This window comes from Lactiplantibacillus nangangensis (assembly GCF_005405065.1).
Classification (GTDB): Bacteria; Bacillota; Bacilli; order Lactobacillales; family Lactobacillaceae; genus Lactiplantibacillus; species Lactiplantibacillus nangangensis.
Genome location: NZ_BJDI01000002.1, coordinates 33,686 through 55,260 on the forward strand (window position 1 = coordinate 33,686; position 21,575 = coordinate 55,260).

At 43.8% G+C, this 21,575-nt stretch carries 19 protein-coding genes, 2 tRNA genes and 1 pseudogene; 14 read left to right on the forward strand and 8 right to left on the reverse strand.

The features are described from left to right. The first annotated feature begins 721 nt into the window (after positions 1–721). Positions 722–1,498, forward strand: a pseudogene (locus FFM70_RS14075) (methyltransferase domain-containing protein). Positions 1,499–1,591: 93 nt separating this feature from the next. Then, on the forward strand, positions 1,592–2,287 hold the full coding sequence (locus tag FFM70_RS01745) for a CPBP family intramembrane glutamic endopeptidase (RefSeq protein WP_137615143.1): 696 nt from the start codon (positions 1,592–1,594) through the stop codon (positions 2,285–2,287). Positions 2,288–2,325: 38 nt separating this feature from the next. On the opposite strand, the gene FFM70_RS01750 is transcribed toward FFM70_RS01745, so the two are convergent. Next, positions 2,326–2,802: a MarR family winged helix-turn-helix transcriptional regulator gene (locus tag FFM70_RS01750; RefSeq protein WP_137615144.1), complete on the reverse strand. Its 477-nt coding sequence runs from the start codon at positions 2,800–2,802 to the stop codon at positions 2,326–2,328. A gap of 253 nt (positions 2,803–3,055) precedes the next feature. On the opposite strand from FFM70_RS01750, the gene FFM70_RS01755 reads away from it, so the two are divergent. Then, entirely contained in the window at positions 3,056–3,337 is a 282-nt protein-coding gene (locus FFM70_RS01755; protein WP_137615145.1) for a hypothetical protein, read from the forward strand. Between the two features lie 165 nt (positions 3,338–3,502). On the opposite strand, the gene FFM70_RS01760 is transcribed toward FFM70_RS01755, so the two are convergent. Then, a tRNA-His gene (locus tag FFM70_RS01760) sits at positions 3,503–3,575 on the reverse strand. A gap of 161 nt (positions 3,576–3,736) precedes the next feature. Between FFM70_RS01760 and FFM70_RS01765 the strand changes: the two genes are divergently transcribed. Beyond that, positions 3,737–3,820 (forward strand) — tRNA-Leu (locus FFM70_RS01765). Positions 3,821–4,240: 420 nt separating this feature from the next. On the opposite strand, the gene FFM70_RS01770 is transcribed toward FFM70_RS01765, so the two are convergent. Continuing rightward, positions 4,241–4,693, reverse strand: a complete 453-nt coding sequence (locus FFM70_RS01770; RefSeq protein ID WP_479686839.1) for a hypothetical protein — start codon at positions 4,691–4,693, stop codon at positions 4,241–4,243. 104 nt (positions 4,694–4,797) lie between these two features. Here FFM70_RS01770 and FFM70_RS01775 point away from each other — a divergent pair, with 104 nt between their 5' ends. Then, positions 4,798–5,064: a hypothetical protein gene (locus FFM70_RS01775; RefSeq protein WP_223877409.1), complete on the forward strand. Its 267-nt coding sequence runs from the start codon at positions 4,798–4,800 to the stop codon at positions 5,062–5,064. Positions 5,065–5,104: 40 nt separating this feature from the next. After that, positions 5,105–5,287 (forward strand): hypothetical protein, encoded by a 183-nt coding sequence (locus FFM70_RS01780; protein WP_137615147.1) that lies wholly within the window; start codon positions 5,105–5,107, stop codon positions 5,285–5,287. A gap of 155 nt (positions 5,288–5,442) precedes the next feature. Here FFM70_RS01780 and FFM70_RS01785 read toward each other — a convergent pair whose 3' ends face one another. Both FFM70_RS01785 and FFM70_RS01790 read right to left on the reverse strand, forming a co-directional pair. Further along, on the reverse strand, positions 5,443–5,874 hold the full coding sequence (locus tag FFM70_RS01785; RefSeq protein ID WP_223877410.1) for a hypothetical protein: 432 nt from the start codon (positions 5,872–5,874) through the stop codon (positions 5,443–5,445). 147 nt (positions 5,875–6,021) lie between these two features. After that, the gene (locus FFM70_RS01790; protein ID WP_137615148.1) at positions 6,022–7,035 is read right to left on the reverse strand and encodes a hypothetical protein; all 1,014 of its coding nucleotides are present in this window, start codon (positions 7,033–7,035) and stop codon (positions 6,022–6,024) included. A gap of 136 nt (positions 7,036–7,171) precedes the next feature. Here FFM70_RS01790 and FFM70_RS01795 point away from each other — a divergent pair, with 136 nt between their 5' ends. Next, positions 7,172–7,663 (forward strand): GtrA family protein, encoded by a 492-nt coding sequence (locus tag FFM70_RS01795; RefSeq protein ID WP_223877411.1) that lies wholly within the window; start codon positions 7,172–7,174, stop codon positions 7,661–7,663. A 46-nt stretch (positions 7,664–7,709) separates the two neighbouring features. On the opposite strand, the gene FFM70_RS01800 is transcribed toward FFM70_RS01795, so the two are convergent. The 3 genes from FFM70_RS01800 to metE form a co-directional block, all read right to left on the reverse strand. After that, positions 7,710–8,069, reverse strand: a complete 360-nt coding sequence (locus FFM70_RS01800) for a DUF1516 family protein (protein ID WP_137615149.1) — start codon at positions 8,067–8,069, stop codon at positions 7,710–7,712. A 68-nt stretch (positions 8,070–8,137) separates the two neighbouring features. Then, the gene (locus tag FFM70_RS01805) at positions 8,138–9,994 is read right to left on the reverse strand and encodes a bifunctional homocysteine S-methyltransferase/methylenetetrahydrofolate reductase (protein WP_137615150.1); all 1,857 of its coding nucleotides are present in this window, start codon (positions 9,992–9,994) and stop codon (positions 8,138–8,140) included. Positions 9,995–10,005: 11 nt separating this feature from the next. Beyond that, complete coding sequence (gene metE / locus FFM70_RS01810; protein ID WP_137615151.1) at positions 10,006–12,312, reverse strand: 5-methyltetrahydropteroyltriglutamate--homocysteine S-methyltransferase; 2,307 nt, start codon at positions 12,310–12,312, stop codon at positions 10,006–10,008. A gap of 812 nt (positions 12,313–13,124) precedes the next feature. Here metE and FFM70_RS01815 point away from each other — a divergent pair. The 7 genes from FFM70_RS01815 to FFM70_RS13915 all read left to right on the forward strand — a co-directional run bounded on the left by FFM70_RS01815 (position 13,125) and on the right by FFM70_RS13915 (position 21,509). After that, on the forward strand, positions 13,125–14,717 hold the full coding sequence (locus FFM70_RS01815) for a sulfotransferase family protein (RefSeq protein ID WP_137615152.1): 1,593 nt from the start codon (positions 13,125–13,127) through the stop codon (positions 14,715–14,717). Positions 14,718–14,730: 13 nt separating this feature from the next. Continuing rightward, a complete protein-coding gene (sat, locus tag FFM70_RS01820; RefSeq protein WP_137615153.1) occupies positions 14,731–15,900 on the forward strand; it encodes a sulfate adenylyltransferase in 1,170 nt (389 codons plus the stop codon). A gap of 2 nt (positions 15,901–15,902) precedes the next feature. Next, on the forward strand, positions 15,903–16,535 hold the full coding sequence (gene cysC, locus FFM70_RS01825) for an adenylyl-sulfate kinase (protein WP_137615154.1): 633 nt from the start codon (positions 15,903–15,905) through the stop codon (positions 16,533–16,535). Continuing rightward, positions 16,522–17,457 carry a DHH family phosphoesterase gene (locus FFM70_RS01830; RefSeq protein ID WP_137615155.1) on the forward strand — a complete coding sequence of 312 codons (936 nt, stop codon included), beginning with the start codon at positions 16,522–16,524 and terminating at the stop codon, positions 17,455–17,457. The genes cysC and FFM70_RS01830 overlap by 14 nt, the downstream gene beginning before the upstream one ends. 168 nt (positions 17,458–17,625) lie before the next feature. After that, positions 17,626–19,383 (forward strand): aryl-sulfate sulfotransferase, encoded by a 1,758-nt coding sequence (locus FFM70_RS01835; protein ID WP_137615156.1) that lies wholly within the window; start codon positions 17,626–17,628, stop codon positions 19,381–19,383. A gap of 350 nt (positions 19,384–19,733) precedes the next feature. Continuing rightward, positions 19,734–20,762, forward strand: a complete 1,029-nt coding sequence (locus FFM70_RS13910) for an SLC13 family permease (protein ID WP_223877412.1) — start codon at positions 19,734–19,736, stop codon at positions 20,760–20,762. Between the two features lie 15 nt (positions 20,763–20,777). Continuing rightward, positions 20,778–21,509 (forward strand): SLC13 family permease, encoded by a 732-nt coding sequence (locus FFM70_RS13915; RefSeq protein WP_223877413.1) that lies wholly within the window; start codon positions 20,778–20,780, stop codon positions 21,507–21,509. Positions 21,510–21,575 lie beyond the last annotated feature (66 nt).

Below are 21,575 nucleotides of genomic sequence, written 5' to 3' on the forward strand. Positions count from 1 at the left end.
CAATTATATAATAGTATATACATGTACCTAATAATTATACACTTGTTCATTTTACTCCCCCAAAGTGGATGGACAAGTAAGTACAATCCCCCATATTGTACTTAAACCTAACTCTTTGGCCCTACTGCTTTATGCGGTAGAGTCATTTTTTTATCCCCATTTTTGAAAAATGCACCAAAAGTGCACTATCCAAGATTATCGAGTGCAGAGAGTGTTTTTGAACGTTCGGCTTTTTGCATTTCATCCATAACATGGCTATACACGCTCATTTTATTTTGTATGTTGCGTGGCCTAATCTAATACCAAAGATAGTGACTTATTTTTATAATAAATATGATGCGTGAGTATGACGTAATGAGGAAAGTAGAATTCTGAAATGTTAATATCACACTTGGCGAGCACTTTGCAGACTTGCTTGTTCAGGGTTGCCGTTGAGTTTAGTTCAGGTGAAGCACATCTTTAACTCTGGAGGAGGTGGGAGGTGTTTTTTCATTGAGTAAATGTGATTGACTATAAAGACTGTTATACGTTAAAATGACGATAAGATAACTTGAGAAGGAATAACACTGGGTCCCAAGATGGGGTAGGTACTTTTGTACTTAGCATTCCCATGTGCCTGGGGTTATCTTTTTTATTTCTTTGCTTTTAAGTTTTCAACAGATGTTGTGAGAGTCTGTTCGTTAATAAGATGAAGCTTCATCAAAAAGTTGTTTACCACAAAATGAAAGGGGTTACAGGCGTGAATCTGATAACTGAATGGCGAGCCGAGAGTAAGCTGGCTATGCGTGGTTGGAATTTCAGTCATCTCGATGGTCGTTGGGAGTTGCAACCGTTGCCTTAGGACTATTCAGAACTGGTCAAGTCTAAGTTAACAGATGATCAGATGTGGCTGGATGTTGATACAGGTGGCGGAGAATTAATGAGTAGTTTTCATCATCCGGCAAGCAAGACAGTAGTGACTGAGGGCTGGGCGCCAAATTTGAAGTTATTACGAGAATCATATTCTGATTCTGAAATTGAAGTTATCGCAGACCCAGCTGAGAACTTATAGCAGGTGCCCGATAACACTTTTGATATTGTGACTAATAGTCATGGGGCGTTACCCGTTGCTGAAACGGTGCGCAAATTACGAACAGGCGGAACTTTTATCACGCAACAGGTTGGTGGGACAAATAACTTTGCCTTATCACGGTTTTTGGATCCAAGTTACATGCCAGCGTACCCGGATAACACGTTAATTAATGTTTGTACCCAATTGCAAGAAAATGGCATGCATATTCAACAACAAGCAGCAGCATTCTCGCAGATGCGCTTCTTTGATGTTGGTGCAATTGTTTATTATGCGAGCGTTATCCCTTGGGAGTTTCCGGAGTTTTCAGTGACAAGTTGTTTGCCACAATTAGAAAAATTAGCACGTTTGATTGAGACGCAAGGTAGTATTAGTACGTTTGAGGATCGGTTTATGATTGTTGCCGATAAGCAGGTTCAATCAGCTTAACAGGCGAGCGACAGCAGGGTGTCTTTTTCCGTTTGCGAAATTGTGTAACTTATGTGGCACTGCGGTAAAATTAAGCTGGAAGAGGTGAGGTTGATGCAGACAGTAGATCGTGGCCTAAGTTGGTTGTGGCGAGTGGTCATTTCAGTGGGACTAATCATTGGGATTGTGATTCCACCAATGTTACTCAGGTTATTGAATGAGTTAAATGATAATGACGGTTTCATTGGCTGGCAAATCGCGTTGGTTATTGCGTATTTTGCCGTCTTTCTGTTGGTTATTGTCGTGGCTGGCGCCGTTTATCGTCATTATACGGGTGAAGTGCAGTTAAAGCGGCTTCACCATCAAGATATTGGTTTTGTGTTTGGTGGCTATTTGGCAATTATTGTTTGTGAAGGTGTTTTTCAGATGATCAACAAACTTCTTTATCAGCAGAGCCAGACGCAAAATAATGCCGCTATCAAAAATTTAATGAGTGGCAGTCCGGTTGCCATGTGGATGTTAGCGATTAGTGCAGTGTTCATTACGCCCATTGTAGAGGAGATGGTCTTTCGGGGTGTCCTCACAAATTTGTTTTTTAAGCAGGAATGGTTGAAAATTAGCCTTAGTGGGGTCGTATTCGGCAGCCTACATAGTAGCTCAACCTTACCAAGCTTTATGATTTATGTCACAATGGGATTAATTTTAGCGACAGTTTATCGATTATCAGGGAAAATACAAGATTCGATTATTTTACACTTTTTAATTAATGCCGGTGCAATGAGTATTATGCTAATTAGTTTGTTAAATTAAAAAATAGCTCACAAGTCATTAACTTGCGGGCTATTTTGCTAAACTTCATTGCCAGTGTACTTAATTTTTTTCGGATCGGCATTTTTGATCCGGTCAGAAGCAAAATTAACGGTGTTACGTGTTTCAGCATAGGTTTTGTCATCCATGCCGAGTAAATCCATACAAGAATTCACATGGGCGAAGATGTCATTTTTTGCATCAATGGCCTTTTGTGAAAGTGAAATATTGACTTGACGTTCATCATCTTCATCACGCTTACGTTCGACCCACCCTTGCGTTTGCATCCGCTTGAGTAGGGGTGTTAACGTTCCACTATCCAGATTGACATGTGAGCCCAATTCTCGTACTGTCATGGGACTATTTTCCCAGAGTGCAAGGAGGGTAATGTACTGTGGATAGGTAAGCTTAAATGGCGCTAAAGCATCCGCATAAAAGTGATTAAATCGCTTACTAGCAGTATACAAGGCAAAACAAAGTTGATCGTCCAGCAAGATATTCTTGGTTGGAGTTGCCATTAAACCAGCCTCCTTTTTATTATTCTAGTATATTGTACGCAATTAATTAGGCATTTGCAATATTAATTACTACAACTAATGAAATAATTAATTTAATATTGAAAACCATTGATTTTTGGGAATAATGTGAGTCTTCTTTTTAAGAAGAAAATTTTAACTGAATTAGTGGCGATTGAGGCATAATCAATTCTGGATATGATTGCGATAACATCAATTTTCAAGTAAAATTAGCTGTAAATAGGGGGTTACAACAATGTTTTTGACAACTGGTGATTTACAACGGTCACATATGATTAAATCAGTCGTATCAGCGACCGAGCATGCAATGTTTCAGTCTGATCACATTGATCAATTTGAACGTTTCGATGAGTTGATTGATCAAGTTAAACAAGATTTGATTCAGAAGGCTCAGGATCAAGACGGTGATGGCTTGATTTATGTTAACTTCAATACAGAAGTAGTTCAGATGAGTGTGGCCCCACGGTTCTTAGTCGTGACCGGTTATGGCACGATTGTAAAGCTCGCTGATCAATAAAATAAAGCCCAACAATGACGACAATTTAGTAGTCATTGTTGGGCTTATTCACTTGCCTTTGACACGAGTATTCTGAGAAGTTCAACGTCATTACTAAATCTGGGCCAACAAAAAAATTGCACTAATTGAAATCAATCAGTACAACTTTATCCGAAAAACTATAAGGGCGGTATGTGGGAATCGAACCCACGCGTGCCGGAGCCACAATCCGGTGCGTTAACCACTTCGCCAATACCGCCAACAAGTTGATTAAGTAACCAACAGAACCTAGTATACACTAAATTACGGTCCTGCAAACGACTTATCATGAATTTTTTCAGTTTTAATGCATAAAAATAGAAAAAGGTTTATTTTTAACCCGAGTTTCGCTATAATTAACTGTGTTGTTGAATAGCAACTGCCCCAGTGGCGGAACTGGCAGACGCGCAGCGTTCAGGTCGCTGTATTGGCAACAATGTACAGGTTCGAATCCTGCCTGGGGCATAGAAGATATGGTTTAAAAAAGTAGAGATCCCGTTAAATTAGTGTTTAGCGGGGCCTCTATTTTTTATTTGTGCTTGAAAATGCTATGTCTAAAAAAACTTGGCGGACAATCAGGACAGTTTTGCATCGTGATACGCGTAGTAAAACACTTGGCATTGTATGTTTTCGATGACAAATGAGTCTGTTCTAGTAGTAACTGAACTGAAATGGTTGAGTAGTTTTGAATTTGCGTGCAAGTACCCCTACAACAATGGATAAGGTTTAATGAGTGCGTTTGGTATGACCAGAAATGAGGATCATATTTTTGGACGAAAAAGAGCCAAGTAGCAACGGCTACGTGGCCCTTTAATCGATAACCCAAATGTTGATACCATCTCATTGAGCGAACGGTCGAACCGTCCTTTCCTTGTCTGAATACTATCAGGTTGAAACTTGATAGTCAATAATATTGCCGAGAATTTCTTTGAACTGATTTATAGATGCGATAGTCTGATAATATTCAGGATGTCGATTAAATCTTTCAATAATTTTCATTCCATGATTATGAAAATGTTCTCTGGTTGCGTTACTTGTTAATAATTTGTTTAAGTAGAATAGCCCGATTAAGTCATGAATTTTCATATCATTTAATAGTAAATTATCAATATTCATTAAGCTTACTTCAGAAATGATAGTTTGTGTAGGGTGTGGTAAAAATTCTTTGGGGGTAAAAAGATTGACCAAAATTGGATTAGAATGGGCAGCAGCATTTCTGATGTTTTTAGTGAATTTCATATTTGCCACAATTGTTTTCAAAACTTTGGTTGGATATTTGTTAAAATAAAACGCTATAAACTGTGATAAATCCCTAAATGGTACAACTTCTGAAAACACCCAAATCGCCAAGATATATGAAGGATTGAAATGGTATTCGATGATACCGCCTAGAAAATTTTGATATGAAGTATCAAATTCTGTTGAAAGGATAGTGAGTATGGTTGGAATCTCCAAAGTGTAAGAGAAATGACAACCGCTTTAATTCTTTAGATGAACTTTACAATGCGATTGATGTGCATCTAGATATTCGAATAAAAATAAATGGGTCTGAGTGGTATATTGGTTCACCACAAGGGCCAAGGATTATTGCTAGCGGTGATTTCAATCATCAATTCAAAAGCGATGATCCAGATGAAGTATTGAACTTTGTTATTGATGGAAGAAGAATTCGTGACCAATGGCGTGAAATCGAGATTATAGTGATGTGAGAATAATTGAATACGACTGTTTATATCAAGGAGATTAAGTATGGAAATTAAAGTGTTCGATGATGTTGTTTTAAAGGATGGTCGAACAGCCGGAATTATTGAAATTTTCGATAGTACGCACTTCTTAGCTGATGTGGGTGATGGACCCAGTAACTGGGATACGATACAGATTGAGTTAAAAGATATTGTGCGTGTGTATAATCGTCCAAGTGATTCTGAATAGGTTCAGATATCCAGATGATAACTTATAGTTGTAGAATAGTTGTAAGTGACATCGATATTGATTTAACAGCGTTGACGAGACTTGAGATTGAAACCTGACATAACATAAACGCTCGTTATCAAAGCCAAGCTGACTTTAGATAACGAGCATTTATATTAATTGGCTTGTTTAGTTGTAATGGAACCGTCTGGATAAACAAAGTAGCTTTGTAAAAAGTTGCTATGGGCTGGTGATGCGGTCTGACTAAAAGCATCAACTTGATAGTAATGATGTCCGTGACTATCGGTATTGGCATCTGGTATCGCTTTAAACGCGGTATCTTTTGGGTTGTTTAAGACTTGTTGAACAGCTTTTATTGCTTGCGGGGCACCAGTAATATGGTCGTTAGTAGCCTGATACTGTTTGCCGGTCTGCGCGGCAGCGCTGGCGTCCTTGGCTTTATCACGTGAGGTTGCGTCGGCTTGACGATTAGCTGTGGCAATTTGATTAGCCGTTTTGGCGGTAATGCTTGGTTGGGCTTGTGCGGCACAGCCACTGAGTAATAGGGTGAGCCCTAAACAGCTGAGAAGTATCGTTCGCTTCACCATTAGAGTTCCTCCAGTCATTCGGTTTGTTCCTGTGACAGGCTTGGCGTGGTGGCATGATGGATAATTGTCGCGTCAATCCCAGCCATGATGAAAATACTAATAATTAAAAAGGCTGCGAGTAAAATTTTTCGCATGTTAACACCTCGTTTATTTCCAATTAGGCACCCAAATAATTCGATCAATTTGAGCTGGGGTCACGCTGATTTCTTGCCCAGCATTCGAGCCAGCCTCCACATTAACGAGATAAGTGGTCGGTTCAGCTTCCACGGTAATGACTGTGCCACGTTGACCATCGACGGTATCAATCAAACTATAAAGTGGAATTTGGTTCGTTGGAATTTCCATTTCATAAAGCGTGAATTGTAAGAAGTAGGATTTTTGCCCGGTCTTGATCTGCAATGGGGTGTCAATTGAGCCATAATCCGGCAACGTCCGGTTTTGGGCGTTGGGATCATTGAGATATTGCATTTCATCGACGGCATCAATTGCCATCTTCCATTGACCACCAGTGAGACGCGTCTTCGAGGAGAGCGTCATCACTGAGTTGGCGTAAATGTCGATCACGTTAAAGGCTTCATTTACTTGTTTTTTAGGAAGATAGCCGATGACATAGCCATGGTTAGCGACTTTTAATTCCACCCGTACGGAGCGTTTGGCGCCATCGACCTCTTCAACGAGTTGGACTTCACCAATATTGGCATCGGAATCGACGCGATACTTCTTATCGTAGAGGTAGTCAGCTTTCAGTCCTGAATCATTATAATCATCATAAGGTTTGAAGTAACCACGACGACTAGCATCGGCCAAGGCTGCTTCAAATTCTTTTTGATAATAATCGAGGCCAACGACGTATGACCGGAAAATGGCCCGTGAATTAGCGTTAATGCGGCGATTTTGTGGCACATCGATTGGTTTCGGACCAGGTTTCAAAAATTTTTCCTTATAAGTGTCGTTTTCGTCCTTCAGCGTTGCTAACGTCGCATCTTGTTTCTGATTGGCGAGGGTTTGATGAACGAGGCGCGTCCGAATCGACTTTAAGAGGGTGCTTTGTTCTTTGGCCGACCGTTTCAAACGGTGGATACGCACCAATAATGCGATTAAAATAAAACATAAAATCAGACTGATCGCAGCCAGTCCAATTAAAATAGTTACAAGTGTCATATGGTTTCACTCCAAAAATAAGTGCAGATTAGTTTAAGTATAATTGACTCCTAAGCGTAACGCCAATTTTGCGCTTGTCAGGCGGCTATTAAATGGGTTATGATGTTTCATAAATGACTTCTGGTTGTTTATAATCTTGAAGAAACGGCGGCGAGCAGCGGTGCAAGTCTTGATGAAAATTTATCGGCGATACCGGTACTTTTGGAAATATGCAATTTTCGGCTTCATGGCCGCAATAATTAATGTGCTCGCTTTTTGGCTGTTACATACAGTTCTCTTAGAGCATTATTTATTTTCAAATACCATTGCGTGGATTCTCGCAACTTTATTTAGTTTTTATGCGAATAAAGCGGTCGTTTTTCGTTCTAAATCGACTAATTCATGGCAGCTGTTTCGTGAATTTGTGGGGTTCATGCTGACACGCGGACTCTCATATTTATTTGATACGTTCTTGATGTTTCTGGGAATTTCAGTGTTATTTTGGGCACCAATGCTAGTTAAGATTCTCGATCAAGTTCTGGTCGGCTTGTTCAACTATGTCACTTCACGACTGATTTTCATGGAACATAATCAAAAAATGCGTATGCGGCGTAATCTCATGAAACGATTGAGCAATCGCAATGACTGAGTCTGACGAGCTGTCAGGCTCTTTTTTTGACCATAACTAGTCACGATTAGAACCAATGACCAGCTAATAAATAATGAAGGCTAAAGCCACAGACAATCGTCAAAATTAGTCCAGCGGAGAGTAAACTTAATAATTGGGGACTGAGGCGACTTTCTTGTTTGCGAGCAAAGGCGACTTCAATCAACCCGATTGTGCCAATACCAAGGATGCCTTTTAGTAAGGTGAGTAACCAGGCTCCGCTGAAAGTTTTGGTGCTAAGATAAACGCCGCTAATAATGAGCAGCAAGTAGCCGAGCCGACTTAAAATCAAATATCGGTTGGTCGCTTTGACTGAATGCCGTGTCAGACCAGCGATGACCATGACTAATAGCCACAGCCAACTCCCAAGATGAATACTTAAAATCATAAAAACGCCTCCGTCAACACTTTGAGTCTAATTTTAGCATGAAAGTGTTGTGCGGGGGCGTTAAGTTTTTATTTGGTTGGAATCAGATTTTTCGCTTGGACGTAATTAACGAGTTCAATCACGGTTTTAAAGCGATTGAAGGGGGTAACGATGTGAACGCCGTTGAAGCGCGTACAGATACCGTCAATCAATTCTTTCGCAATTTGAATACCGACAGCGCGTTCGTTGCCATCGATCTCGGCCTGCGCCATCCGTGCCAATACCGTTTTCGGCAACCGGATGCCGTGGACTTCATGATGCAAGAATTCGGCATTGCGTTTGGAGACTAGCGGCATCACGCCGACAAATACGGGAATATGAATGTCATTGGCGGTGAGTGCGTCCGCTAAAGCCGTAACGTTTGCGAGATCAAAGACGGGTTGTGTAATAATATAGTCACAGCCGTAACTGATTTTTCGTTCAATCGATTTGGTCGAAACGTTGGTCCGGTAGGCATTCGGGTTAAAGGCACCGGCCACGCGAAAGTCGGTGGCCTGCTTCAGGGATTTCCCGGTCGGCCCGATGCCGCTGTTAAATTGTTTGATTAGTTTGATGAGCTCCACGGAACGGACATCACCCACGGAGGTTGCTCCGGGGAAATCGCCCAGTTTTGCTGGATCACCAGTAACGGCGAGGATATCTTCGATGCCGAGGCTGTGCAGGCCCATAATTTCTGACTGCAAGCCAATCAGATTATGATCGCGGGTCGTCAAGTGGACGATGGGGGTAATGCCATAGCCTAGTTTGAGCTCCGCGGCAATCGTGGCGTTAGCGATGCGAACGGTGGCTAAGGAATTATCTGAAAGGGTCAGGCCATCGACACCGGCTGCTTTCAAACGTTGTGCCCCTTTAAAAAATTTAGCTGTTTCAAAATCTTTCGGCGGGTCGAGTTCGACTAGCGCCGTTTTTTGCGTGGCAACCTTTTGTAAAAAAGCATGGCGGCCAAGCGTTTGTGCCAGTGGCTTCGGCTGCGCTGGTGCAATTTTGCCGGTGCGACCGACAATACTGCGACTAGCTAAGCCACGAACGAGTGCGGCGGTGTGGAGTGGTGTCGTCCCACAGCAACCGCCAATTAAATTAAGGCCGAGTTGCCGGAAGCGTTCGGCATAGTCTTCGAAATAACTGGGCTCGCCATCGTAAACGACGTGACCGTCTTGATCAGTTCCAGGTAAACCAGAGTTTGGGTAGACGGCTAATTTTACATTGGCGGGAATTGCCAAGTTTTCAAAGGATTGTGCCAGATAATATGGTCCCAGTCGACAGTTGGCGCCGACCACGGTCGCACCCGCGGCGGCCAGTTGGCGCAGGGCAGCGCCAAAAGCTGTGCCATCGCGCAAAACACCCGGTGCGAGCATTGACACGTTTGTGATCACCGGTAAATCCGTCTTAGTGCGCACGATTTTTAAGGCAGCGAGTAACTCGGGTAATTCATAGTAAGTTTCTAGTAGGATGCCATCGAGTTTTCCAGTTGCCAATAGCGCCGTCAGCTGTTCGGTCAAGCTGGCTGCAATTTCAGCCGGAGTGGCCTGTAGGACAGTTTGATCCGTGTCGCCAGCTAAACCGCCAATCGTGCCTAAAATATACACAGGGTGATCTGCTTGTGCCCGTGCTTGTTCAGCAATTTTAACGGCGGCTTGATTGATGGCGGTGACTTGTTTTTGCAAGTCATAGCGCGTCAGTTTTAAGCGATTGGCGGCATAGGTGTTGGTTTGAATCACATCTGCACCGGCGTCGATATAAGATTGATGGACACGTAAAATCGTGTCAGGATGGGTCAAGTTTAAATTTTCAAAAGCCGACGAAATACCATAATTGCCGTAGAGGAGGGTGCCCATTGCGCCATCTGCGACTAGCACCCGTTGTTGTAAAGCTTGTCGTAAATCCATCGCAAAGCCTCCTAGTTGGTCGGTGTGCTGAGTTGTGCTTGAATCGCGTTGCGAGCAGCGACCATGTTCTTTAAAGCGGCCAAGGTTTCGGACTCTTGGCGGGTCTTCAGCCCACAATCGGGATTGATCCAGAATTGCCGTGCGTCAATGACGCGCAACCCGCGTTGAATGTTGGCTTCGATTTCGTTGACGCTTGGAACGCGGGGACTATGAATATCATAGACACCGAGTCCAATTTCCTTGTCGTAACCCGTTTGTTCGAAGGCGGCGATGATTTCACCATGGCTACGGGAAGTCTCAATCGAAATGACGTCGGCATCGAGCGCCTTAATGGTGTCGATAATGTCGCCGAAGTTGGAATAGCACATATGCGTGTGAATCTGCGTGTCATTGGCGACGCCGGTCGTCGTGATCTTAAATGAATAAACGGCTTCATCTAAATAGGCTTGCCAGTGGCGTGGCTTCAGCGGTAGGCCTTCACGCAAGGCTGGTTCGTCGACTTGGATAATTTTGATACCGGCTTTTTCTAAGTTCTGCACTTCTTGTCGGAGCGCGAGTGCGATTTGATTTTGCACTTGAGCTTTAGAGATATCATCGCGAACGAAGCTCCAGTTGATAATCGTTAAGGGCGCCGTTAGCATTCCTTTGACCGGCTTATCAGTCAAACTTTGGGCGTAAACCGATTCCGCGACGGTGATCGGCTTGGTATAAGCAACGTCCCCAAAGATAACGGGTGGCCGGACCGCTCGCGACCCATAGGATTGGACCCAGCCATTTTGGGTGGCATAGAAGCCAGTTAGTTTTTGACCAAAGTATTCGACCATGTCGGTTCGTTCAAATTCACCATGGACGAGGACATCTAAGCCCAGTTTGGTTTGCAAGTCGATCCAACGGGCGGTTTCTGCTTTGAGAAAAGTTTGATAATCGGCATCGGAGAGGTTGCCTTTGCGCCAGGCTGCGCGTTTGGCGCGGACAGTTGGGCTTTGTGGGAAACTCCCAATCGTCGTTGTCGGTAAGAGTGGCAGGTTTAAGCGGTCATGCTGTAATTTAATCCGAGTGGCGAAAGGCGCTGCCCGTTCAAAAGTCCGTTCAGGTAGTTGAGCTTCAGCCGTACGCACTGCCGCATTGTTGCGGTGTGTGGAGTGGTTCAAAGCCTCCAGATTTTTTTGATTAAGATTAAAGGCAGCTTGTACGGCGGCGATGCCTTGATTGGCGGCTGTGGTCAAAGCCGTGAGTTCCGCTAATTTTTGATCAGCGAAGGCGAGTCCACCCAATAGAACTGGGTCAGCTTTGGTTTCGTTGGCGGTTGTAATGGGCACATGTAACAGTGAATTAGCCGGCTGTAACCACAAGTGGTCAGGTGCTACTAGGTTTTTAAGCTCAGTCACCAGTTGCAGCTTTTGGGTTAAGTCACTGGCCCAGATGTTGTGGCCGTCAATGATTCCAGCCGCGAGAATCTTGTCGCTTGGGAAGCCGCTGGTCCGCAAGTGGGCTAAATTTTCGCCGTGGTCATGGACTAGGTCTAAGCCCAGCGCTTGAACGGGTAATTTGACAACTTCATCGTATAAATCCAAGCTGTCAAAGTAAGTTTGGAGTTCAATTTTCAAGGCTGGAACGGCAGCGTGCAGGGTAGTGAGCGCTTTTCGGTAGGGGTCAAGTTCGTCACTAGTTGTCGTTTTCACCAACGCTGGTTCGTCGAGTTGAACCCAAGTAGCGCCGGCAGCTGCTAACTCTTCGAAGACTTGTTGATAGAGTGGTAACAGTTGTGGCAATAAGGCTTCCACGTCGGCGGCGGTTAAATAATGGCCATCCCGTTTGCCAAGCTTTAAGAAGGAGACCGGTCCTAGAATGACGGGCTTGCCTTCGATACCAAGCTCAGTTTTGGCTTCTTGATAGTAACGGAGCCAGCGATTGTCTAGTAATTTGAATTGGACATCGTCGAATTCTGGCACGATGTAATGGTAGTTGATATTGAACCATTTCGTCATTTCAGCGGCCACCGCCGTTTTCGTGCCGCGGGCAATTGCATAATATTCTGGCAAGCTCAAGGCTTGGTCGAAATGGCCGAAGCGGGTCGGAATGGCGCCGAATGCGGCCAAAGTGTCTAAGACGTGATCATAATCGGAATTATCGGCTACTGGAATTAAGTCGATTCCCAATGCTTGGGCCTTTTTTAAATTAGCTAGTCGCAGTGCTTTTGATTTAGCATGGAAGTCGGCATCACTTAACTTGTGTTGCCAATAATGTTCCAATAAATGTTTCCACTCGCGATGTTCCCCTAAACGTGGGTATCCTAAATTACTACTAATAACGGTCATGCCGATCACTCCTCATCTTCAAATCTGAATTTTCAACGATAAAAAAACGACAACTTCGCCTGAAAAGGACGAAGTTGCCGTTCGTGGTACCACCTTAGTTTATCAACACCTCACGATATTGATCTTATCCCGTACGTTTCATACGGTAGCTGGTTAACAGTAGCTGGCTGTCATCACCTGGCATTTGCTCAGTGGTGCCGTTTAGAGGCCATTTTTCGGTAATTGCTCACTTGCTTGGTTCGCACTAGTCCAAGCTCACTTCGTAGTAGCAAAAACTTACTTTCCTCATCTACACGTTGTTGTTTTATGAATGCTTAAAAAGTACCACCAATTTTCAATTTAGTCAAAGCAAATTTTAATAATTAACGCAAGATTCTCATTTTTAATTAAATTAATTATGTTGGGGTTACAGTTGTTGTCACGCATGTAACCGCTTTACCGATGATTGGCAGGCTATTCTAATAAGTTAATAAATTTTTTAGTTCAACCGCCAATGTAATTTTCAAAGAAATGATTAGCGAGCTTAACCAACAAATCGAATTTTAACACATGCTCGCTAGTCGGCCATGGCAGTTAAGCTGATAACCGGTCGTCGCGTGGATGAGGGAGGCCTCTTCACAATTTTAAAAAACGTGCCACAAATGACCTCGCACTTGCGACGACTAGCTAGTGATAAGCAGGTGAAAGTCACGATTTAATCACATTTTTTTCCAGAACTGGTTATAGCTTTGCACAACCTTCTTGGTAGGCTATTACTTGAGCCCACCGGCAAAGCAACTTGTTTCAAAAAATAATGAACTAGGATGACTAAAATGGCGCAAGGAATCTTTCAACGACTGTTTGGCAAACATCAGACCAAAAAAGCGGTCCTAATATTAGGCAGTGGTCGTTCAGGCACGTCGGTTTTAACCAGATGTCTTAATTTAATGGGGATTTCGCTGGGAACCGATAATTTACTCGCTCCCAGTAAACGCATCAACCCCAAAGGCTATTTTGAAAATAAAGATATTATCAAAATTCATAAGTCGTTAGGAGGCAAGCTTCGTTATCGGCCATCGTACGAGGGCTATTATGACAGTCCGAAGATCAAGGCGGACCGCCAAGCGCTGACGACTTATTTGCAGAATTATTTTGCGACGAACCAACTTTTGGCAATCAAGGATCCACGGATGAATGACTACATTGAATTGTGGCAAGCGGTGTTGGCTGATATTGACGTTGAACCCGCTGAAATCATTCTGGTGCGAAATCCACTGGATGTTGTGAGTTCCAATGAGCGTGCTTGGCATCGCGATAACATCTTAGCGTTGCGGCAATGGCAAGTTAGAACATTATTATCGCTTTGTGATACTGACCGTGACCACCGAGTCCTGTTGACTTATGAGGACTTGTTTAATCAAACTTTGCCGAGTCTACATCGTGTCGCGACGAAATTAGACCTACCTTGGCCACAGGATGAAGCAGCCTTACAAGCGCAAATCGATGATTTTATTGATCCAAATTTACAAAAGAGTGATAGTGGTGAATCCTTAGCTGACTTTGAAACGCGTACAGATGTTGATACGGACGTGAAAGCCTTGTATTTATTGGCGCGACACGCGGCCGCCGATGAAGCCTTCTTTGCTTCTGACCAGTTTGATCAAGCAATTCATGGCTTGGTTGAAGATTACTTAACGACGTATGGTGCCTTGTATCGTGATTTTAATGCCCAAATTGATCACAAGATATTTTATATCTTTGGCTCACGGCAAGTTGAGATTGATCAAGTTAAGTCACAATTAACGACAGCTGGCGTTCAATTTGATGAGACTCCGAAAAATGCCGGTCACCAGGCGGCAATCGCGATTGGACAACAATTGAGCAGTGGGCAAGTTTTGTTAGCCACGTATTCGAAAGATTTTCAGTTGGTTGAACTCAAGGAAGAGCTGAACAATTATTTGCGACGTAATGCGAAAAAACAAGCCTTGTGGGGCATCGGCGACGTCACTTCAGGTCAGATTGTGGAGATGCTGACAACAGTGAGTGATGAAATTGGTGCAGAGACGCATAACCTCATTATTGCCGATGACTACACAACGATTGCTGACCCTATCGCGCAAAAAACTGCCATTCGACAACTTTGTCGGACGATTCAAGCGGTACAGCCGCGCCCATACTTACTCTTGATGAACTCGGAATTATCCGAAAAAGCCACCGCTGAAAAAGTACAGGCGTTTGTATCAGAAACTGCATCGGCAATCCCGTTGACAATGACGACAACTACGCAAGAATTAGCCACACCAATTGATTGGTCAAAACTGGCGACGACGCTCACGACTGCTTGCAAGGCCGCGGCACAAGAGCAGTCACAGCAGGCGGCACTCAATGTATTCGTAACCACAAACTTTCAAAAAATTATAAATTAGATAGGTGATAGTAATGGAAAAAGTATACGGCATTACGCCACATGGTGGTCAGTTAATTAATTTAAAAGACTTTTCGGCAACTACAATGGCCGAGGCCGAGCAACTTCCGAGTTTGACGATCAACGCTTGGAATTTATCCGATTTGGAATTGATCGGCATCGGCGGTTTCAGCCCCTTATCCGGCTTTATGACTAGTGATGATTATCATTCGGTCGTTAAAACGATGCATCTCAAAAGTGGGGTGCTTTGGTCGATTCCGATTACGTTGCCAGTGGCTGCCGAGACCGCTGCCAAGTTTGACCTGAATCAAAAAATTGCCCTGCGAGATGCAAAAGGTGACATTTATGGGACCTTACTGCTTGAGGATAAATATACGCCGGATAAAACGTTAGAGGCGCAAAACGTCTATGGCACGACAGAATTGGCCCATCCAGGCGTGAAACGATTATTTGAAAATGGGGCCGTCTATCTTGGTGGCAAAGTTAAGCTCTTAAAGCAGCCGAGCCATGGTGATTTTAGCGCCTATTACTTAGAACCGCTGGCGACGCGCAAGTTGTTCCATGATTTAGGTTGGCAAACCATCGTCGGCTTTCAGACTCGGAACCCCATTCATCGCGCTCATGAATATATTCAAAAATTAGCCTTAGAAAATGTTGACGGGTTATTTTTGAATCCGTTGGTTGGTGAAACGAAGGCCGATGATATTCCCGCGGATGTCCGGATGGCAAGCTATGAAGCTATTTTGAAGGCTTATTATCCTGCTGACCGTGTCCGACTGGTCATTTATCCTGCCGCAATGCGCTACGCGGGCCCGAAAGAAGCTATTTTACATGCAATCGTGCGGAAAAATTATGGTTGTACCGATTTCATTGTTGGCCGCGATCATGCGGGTGTTGGTGATTACTATGGCACTTACGAGGCGCAAGAATTGATCACGTCGGTTCAGGATGAACTTGGGATGCACTTCTTCAAATTTGATAATGCCTTTTATTGCAAAGTTTGTGGGTCAATGGCGACACATAAGACTTGCCCACATGGTGATGCTGATCACATCTCGTTAAGTGGGACTAAAGTTCGACAAATGCTGAGTGATGGCATTGTGCCGCCAAAGGAAGTTTCACGGCCAGAAGTGGCTAAAGTGTTGATCGATGGTTTGAAAAAGCGGGCATCAATGGAGGTGTAAATATGACAAAATCTGACAATATTACTTGGCAAGTCGCGAAAGTTAGCAAAACCGAACGGCAGCAATTGTTAGGTCACCGGAGTGCCGTTCTCTGGTTTACGGGTTTATCGGGTTCCGGTAAGTCGACCATTGCTAACGAGGTTGAAAAACGACTCTATGAAACTGGTATCAGCAGTTATGTTTTGGACGGCGACAATATCCGATTTGGCTTGAACAGCAATCTCGGTTTTTCTGCAACTGATCGGCAAGAAAACATTCGCCGCATCGGTGAAGTGGCCAAGCTATTTGTTGACGCTGGCACGATTACATTGACGGCGTTTATTTCACCATATCGGGTGGATCGTGATCAAGTTCGAGCCCTACTAGGACCCACTGAATTTATTGAAATTTTTGTCGATACCCCAATTGAAGTTTGTGAAGGACGTGACGTCAAACAGCTTTATGCGAAGGCACGCCGAGGTGAAATCACCGGTTTTACCGGTATCGATGCACCGTACGAAGCGCCAGTTGAGCCAGAAATAACAATTGACACGTCAAAACAGCCGTTGACGCAGTCGGTTGATCAAATCATGGCTTATCTGAGCGAGCAGGGAGTTATTTCGTTTTCGATGGTGGCAAGACATGCAGCCGACTAAACTCATTGCTGCAATTGAGCCCCATCAACGGCTGTTTATTTATCGTCATACCGCTCCTGATCCAGATGCGATTGGGAGCCAGTACGGGTTGGCGTTAATTTTGAAGAAAGCTTGGCCGAATAAAGTAATCATTCCAGTTGGCGCAGTGCCAACACCGTTAAATTGGCTTGGTGACCCCGAAACTTTGCCACAATCGGTCGCCCCAACGGCTTCAGATTTAGCCATTGTCGTGGATTGCGCTAACCAGAGTCGAATTGCGGGTGAGTTACCGGCTGGCATGACCGTGTACAAAATCGATCATCATCCCAACCGGGAGCCGTTTGGGACCTGGAACTGGGTAGATGAGAGTTACTCCAGTTGCGCTGAAATGATCTACGCGCTGACGACGCTGGTTCCGGCCAAACTAAAAATGACGCCAGCCGCTGCCACCGCTTTATATGCTGGTCTGATTGGCGATACAGTGCGTTTTTCAATCCCCGGAACGACGACACGGACGTTGAAGATTGCTGCTGCCTTGGCGAGTCATGGTGTCGATATCGCTGCTGTCAGTTATCAAGAAATGGCAATAACTCCGGCAGTGGGCCGTTTAACGAGTTATGTGTTGCAGCAGCTCCAGGTCAGTCCAACGGGGTTAGCACATATTGTGTTGTCACAGGCAAAATTACACCAACTCGGCGTGAGTGAGGCAGAAACGGATGCGATTAAAGCCTTACCCGGCAGCTTAACGACCGTACAAGTTTGGGTCATCTTTATTGAACGGGCTACCGGCGATTATCGGGTCCATTTTCGGTCCAAACGGCGACCTATCGATAGTGTGGCTAGAGCTTTTAATGGCGGTGGTCATTCACTAGCAAGTGGGGCGTTCGTCCCAGATTTGGCGACAGTGCAGCAGGTGATTGCCAGACTGGAAACTGAAGATTAACGCTTATTCGGAACCATTTAGATCTCATTGAGAAAAAATAATGGGATTTGAATGGCTTTTGTGAGTCAAACTGGCTTTAATAAAGTATGCTTACAATCAGTTAAAAAATAATCTGTTTGCTAGTCTCAACAGACGGCAGAAATTAGTTGAATGAAGGAAGGTTTCGCGATGCACAAAAAAGGTTGGTTGACTACGATTGTCCTCGTCATTTTGCTTGCAATCGGTAGTTTTTATGGCTATCAACACCAGCAAAATTCCTCAACGAGTTCCTCATCTTCGAGTGCAACAGTTACAACGAGCAAAGTGCGTTCGGCCGCAGCCACGACGAAGGACATCAATACTCGGTTAGTCGATACTGAGATCAAGGCGCAGAGTTCGGTTACGACCGCGTTAAAGCAGGCAGCGGCCGATTCGAGTTATACGTTGGACAATATCTATACTAAGGTCAATCCTTATGGTGTCTCGCCCTTGTCAGCGGTCGCAATTTTTAAGACGACTAAAGCGGCCAAAGTGAGTTATACCGTGGTTGGTAAGTCTAAAGGGACCTCGATTACGAACAGTGAGAGTACCTATTCGACGAGCCATAATTTAACAATTCTAGGTTTGTATGCTGGTTACAATAACACCGTCAAGTTGACCGTGACGTACAAAGACGGGACCAAGGCGACTAAGACGATTCGGTTGCAGACGGCAAAATTACCGTCATCATTAGCTAGCGTTAAAATCAATGTGACTAAGGCTAATAAGTCTAAGATGGCGCTTGGAACCGGCAATTCGAAGCTGACCTTTATGGTTCGGACCACCATTTCTGGCAAAAATCAATCTAAGAACTATAGTTTTGGGATTGACGCTGACGGGGCAATTCGTTGGGTGACGACCAAACCGACGTCACATATTTTCAAACAGTTAACGAACGGTCACTTGCTAATTTGGACTAAATCAAAGGCAAGTAATTCTTATTTTGATGAGTTGGTCGAGATGGATTACACCGGGAAAGTCTACAAAACCTATAAATTTAATCATAAATCGTGGGGAAAAGCGGCGGGTTCTAAGAAACAGAATCATAACCAAGTCCACCATGATGTGACTGAGTTACCAAATGGCGATTTAATTGCAACAGTGTCGGATGGTAGCCGGACTTATGTGGAAGATACGATGATCGTGATTTCACACCGAACTGGTAAAATCATCAAAGTGATCAATATGAAGAATATTTTGCCATCGAAATTCTATACACACTACAATGCGACGAGCTCGAGTAAATATATGGGTAAACGGGATTGGTTCCACGAAAATTCAGTTTATTATGATCAGACGGATAATAGTTTGATTATTTCTAGTCGAAATCAGAATTTGGTGATGAAGATTGATTACAAGACACAAAAAATCAAGTGGATTCTGTCTGGTAAGAAACGGTCGGCATGGCCGAAAGCCTATCGGAAGTACTTGCTCAAAGCAAGCGGCAAGATTTCTTGGCCAGGTGGGCAACATGCGGCAATCGTCGATCCAACAACTTTAGGCAATCAAAGTGCACTTAAACTATTGATCTTTAACAATAATATTGCGGTCGGTGACACTAAGACTTCTCTAAAGGCGTCTTCTGGGAAGTATTCGGAAGGTGTCGAATACAAAATCAATGAGAAGACTAAGACCATTAAACAAGTCGGCGCTTATGGGAAATCATTAGGTAAAGCTAATTTTGCTAACATTATTGGCTCAAATCGTTATTTGAGTGCTGCCAATCGGTTGATCGACTTTGGTTGGCTGGACGGTGGTAAAGCCGCAAATGTGATTGAATATGACACGCAGACGAAACAGGAAGTTTTTAATGTCAAATTGAGCAATTTAGGTTCAGGTGGCTATGTTTATCGTTCCGAACGTTTCTCGCTATATCCAACTAAGCACAGTTACGGGGTTAATGAATAGTTCACTGAAGACTAAACTGAAAAATCGATAAGATAAGCATTCAGAAATTATTTTAGAATTTCTGAATGCTTATTTTTTTACGCCGTGTAAAGGACCAACCAACGCTTTCGTAAAAAGATTTCAACCAATACCCCCGAAATCGTCATAGTCGCCGAATTGTGACAATTTATGGCTGAATTGTTTCACACCGTGTCGCTAATTTAGTCACATTTCAAGTTTAAACTTAATGACATGTTGGTAAGCAAGTTAAGTGACTAATAATCATGATGGTCACGACCAAGTGCTTGCGCGTTGACCGCCAACGCCCACAACATTGATTCAGCAGATTTTAATATTGGAGTGAAACGTCTATGACCGTAAAAATTGCAGTTGTTTTAATCACGCTATTGGTGACGTTTGTCTTGATGGCAATGGAAATCACCACCCCAAATGCCGTCATTTTGTGTGCGTTGAGCTTCTTGATGTTCGTGGGTATTTTATCGCCAACCGATGCACTGGCTGGCTTTGCAAATGATGGCCTCGCAACGATTGCCTTGATGTATATCGTGGCCTATGCGATTGCCAAAAGTGATTTAATCACGCGGTTGTTTAATCGTATTTTAGGAAATGGCAAGAATGAACGGGTCTCTTTATTGAAACTATTAGCAACGGTGAGCTTGATCTCGCCATTTATGAATAATACGCCGATTGTGTCCACATTGACGCCGATGGTTCAACGTTGGTGCAAACAGAAGGGACTGGCCGTTTCGAAATTTTTGATTCCGTTATCCTATGCCACCATTCTAAGCGGCCTGTTGACGGTATTAGGGACGTCCACAAATTTAGTGGCGCAAGGGTTGCTCTCAAAATATCATCTGAAACAATTTGGGACGTTTGACTTAGCAATTGTAGGGATTCCGATTACGATTGTCGGCTTGGTCTACTTACTAACAGTCGGTTACAAATTGTTACCGACTTATCATGGCAGCTCGGTGGATGAGGTCATGGCCGAGCCCAATAATTATTTGATTGAAATGTCCATTGGGCCGGACTTTGACTATTTGAATCAGACCGTAGCGGATGCTAAGCTGCGACATTTAAACAATGTCTTTTTAGCAGCGATTAATCGACGGGGTGACCCCATCGTCCCAGTCACTGATGGCACGATTTTACGGCTACGCGATCGCCTCTATTTCACTGGGGCAGTCGACTGTATTCAAGACTTATTGCAAATTAAGGGCTTAATTCCAAGTACTGAGAAAATCGATATGGCGGATGTCACAAGTGATCGTGCCCGCTTAGTCGAGATCTCGATTCCAGACAATTCTAGTTTGATCAATCAAACCGTTAAGTCCGCGCAATTTCGGCGGGTATATGGAAGTGTTATTGTTGCCATTTAGCGTAATTCGGTCCGGTTGCACGATCAGATCGGTCACATTGCATTAAAAGGTGGTGACAATCTGGTTGCTATTACCAATAATGAGCCAGCTCAGTTAGAAACGATGCCCGATTTACACGTGTTCAATGTCCAAACGGTTCAAAGCAGTCACAAAAATTATCGCGATTTTTTACCAATTTTATTATTGGTTGTGACGATTATTATTTCAACGTTGGGCCTTGTGGATCTGTTTGTTGGACTAGCCGCGACTTGTGTCATTCTGTTTGTCACAAAATGTGTCAGCGTCAGCGACATTGTCAAAGCAGTCGATATGAATGTGTTATTCTTAGTGGCCAGCAGTTATGGTCTGGGACTGGCAATGTCCAATGTGGGGGCGGACAAATATATTGCGAAAGCCATGGTTGCTGTGGCCGGAACTTCGGCACCGTTGATCTATATGTTTCTACTATACTTTATAACTAATTTTTTGACGGCCATCCTCTCAAATGCGGCGGCAATTTCATTGATGTTTCCAATCGTGATCTCGGCGGCAGATATTGTCAATTTGCCGGTGATGGTGTTAGTCATGCTGATTACGATTGCCGCGACGGCCGACTTTTCAACGCCCATCGGTTATCAAACAAATCTGATCGTCTATGGTCCCGGACATTATAAATTCACGGATTACTTTAAAGTTGGGATTCCACTCAACTTAATCTGTATGGTGATTTGTGTTCTTGTCACTTATTACGCTTATATGGTTGCCTAACTCATTGAAGTGAAACTGACTTGCTGAATGCTAGCATGAGTCAGTCTTTTTGTGTCAGTGGGCTGG

Coding starts and splice junctions, on each gene's coding strand:
- FFM70_RS01745 (WP_137615143.1), top strand. CDS start 1,592: ATGCAGACAGTAGATCGTGGCCTAAGTTGGTTGTGGCGAGTGGTCATT.
- FFM70_RS01750 (WP_137615144.1), bottom strand. CDS start 2,802: ATGGCAACTCCAACCAAGAATATCTTGCTGGACGATCAACTTTGTTTT.
- FFM70_RS01755 (WP_137615145.1), top strand. CDS start 3,056: ATGTTTTTGACAACTGGTGATTTACAACGGTCACATATGATTAAATCA.
- FFM70_RS01780 (WP_137615147.1), top strand. CDS start 5,105: ATGGAAATTAAAGTGTTCGATGATGTTGTTTTAAAGGATGGTCGAACA.
- FFM70_RS01785 (WP_223877410.1), bottom strand. CDS start 5,874: ATGGTGAAGCGAACGATACTTCTCAGCTGTTTAGGGCTCACCCTATTA.
- FFM70_RS01790 (WP_137615148.1), bottom strand. CDS start 7,035: ATGACACTTGTAACTATTTTAATTGGACTGGCTGCGATCAGTCTGATT.
- FFM70_RS01800 (WP_137615149.1), bottom strand. CDS start 8,069: ATGATTTTAAGTATTCATCTTGGGAGTTGGCTGTGGCTATTAGTCATG.
- FFM70_RS01805 (WP_137615150.1), bottom strand. CDS start 9,994: ATGGATTTACGACAAGCTTTACAACAACGGGTGCTAGTCGCAGATGGC.
- metE (WP_137615151.1), bottom strand. CDS start 12,312: ATGACCGTTATTAGTAGTAATTTAGGATACCCACGTTTAGGGGAACAT.
- FFM70_RS01815 (WP_137615152.1), top strand. CDS start 13,125: ATGGCGCAAGGAATCTTTCAACGACTGTTTGGCAAACATCAGACCAAA.
- sat (WP_137615153.1), top strand. CDS start 14,731: ATGGAAAAAGTATACGGCATTACGCCACATGGTGGTCAGTTAATTAAT.
- cysC (WP_137615154.1), top strand. CDS start 15,903: ATGACAAAATCTGACAATATTACTTGGCAAGTCGCGAAAGTTAGCAAA.
- FFM70_RS01830 (WP_137615155.1), top strand. CDS start 16,522: ATGCAGCCGACTAAACTCATTGCTGCAATTGAGCCCCATCAACGGCTG.
- FFM70_RS01835 (WP_137615156.1), top strand. CDS start 17,626: ATGCACAAAAAAGGTTGGTTGACTACGATTGTCCTCGTCATTTTGCTT.
- FFM70_RS13910 (WP_223877412.1), top strand. CDS start 19,734: ATGACCGTAAAAATTGCAGTTGTTTTAATCACGCTATTGGTGACGTTT.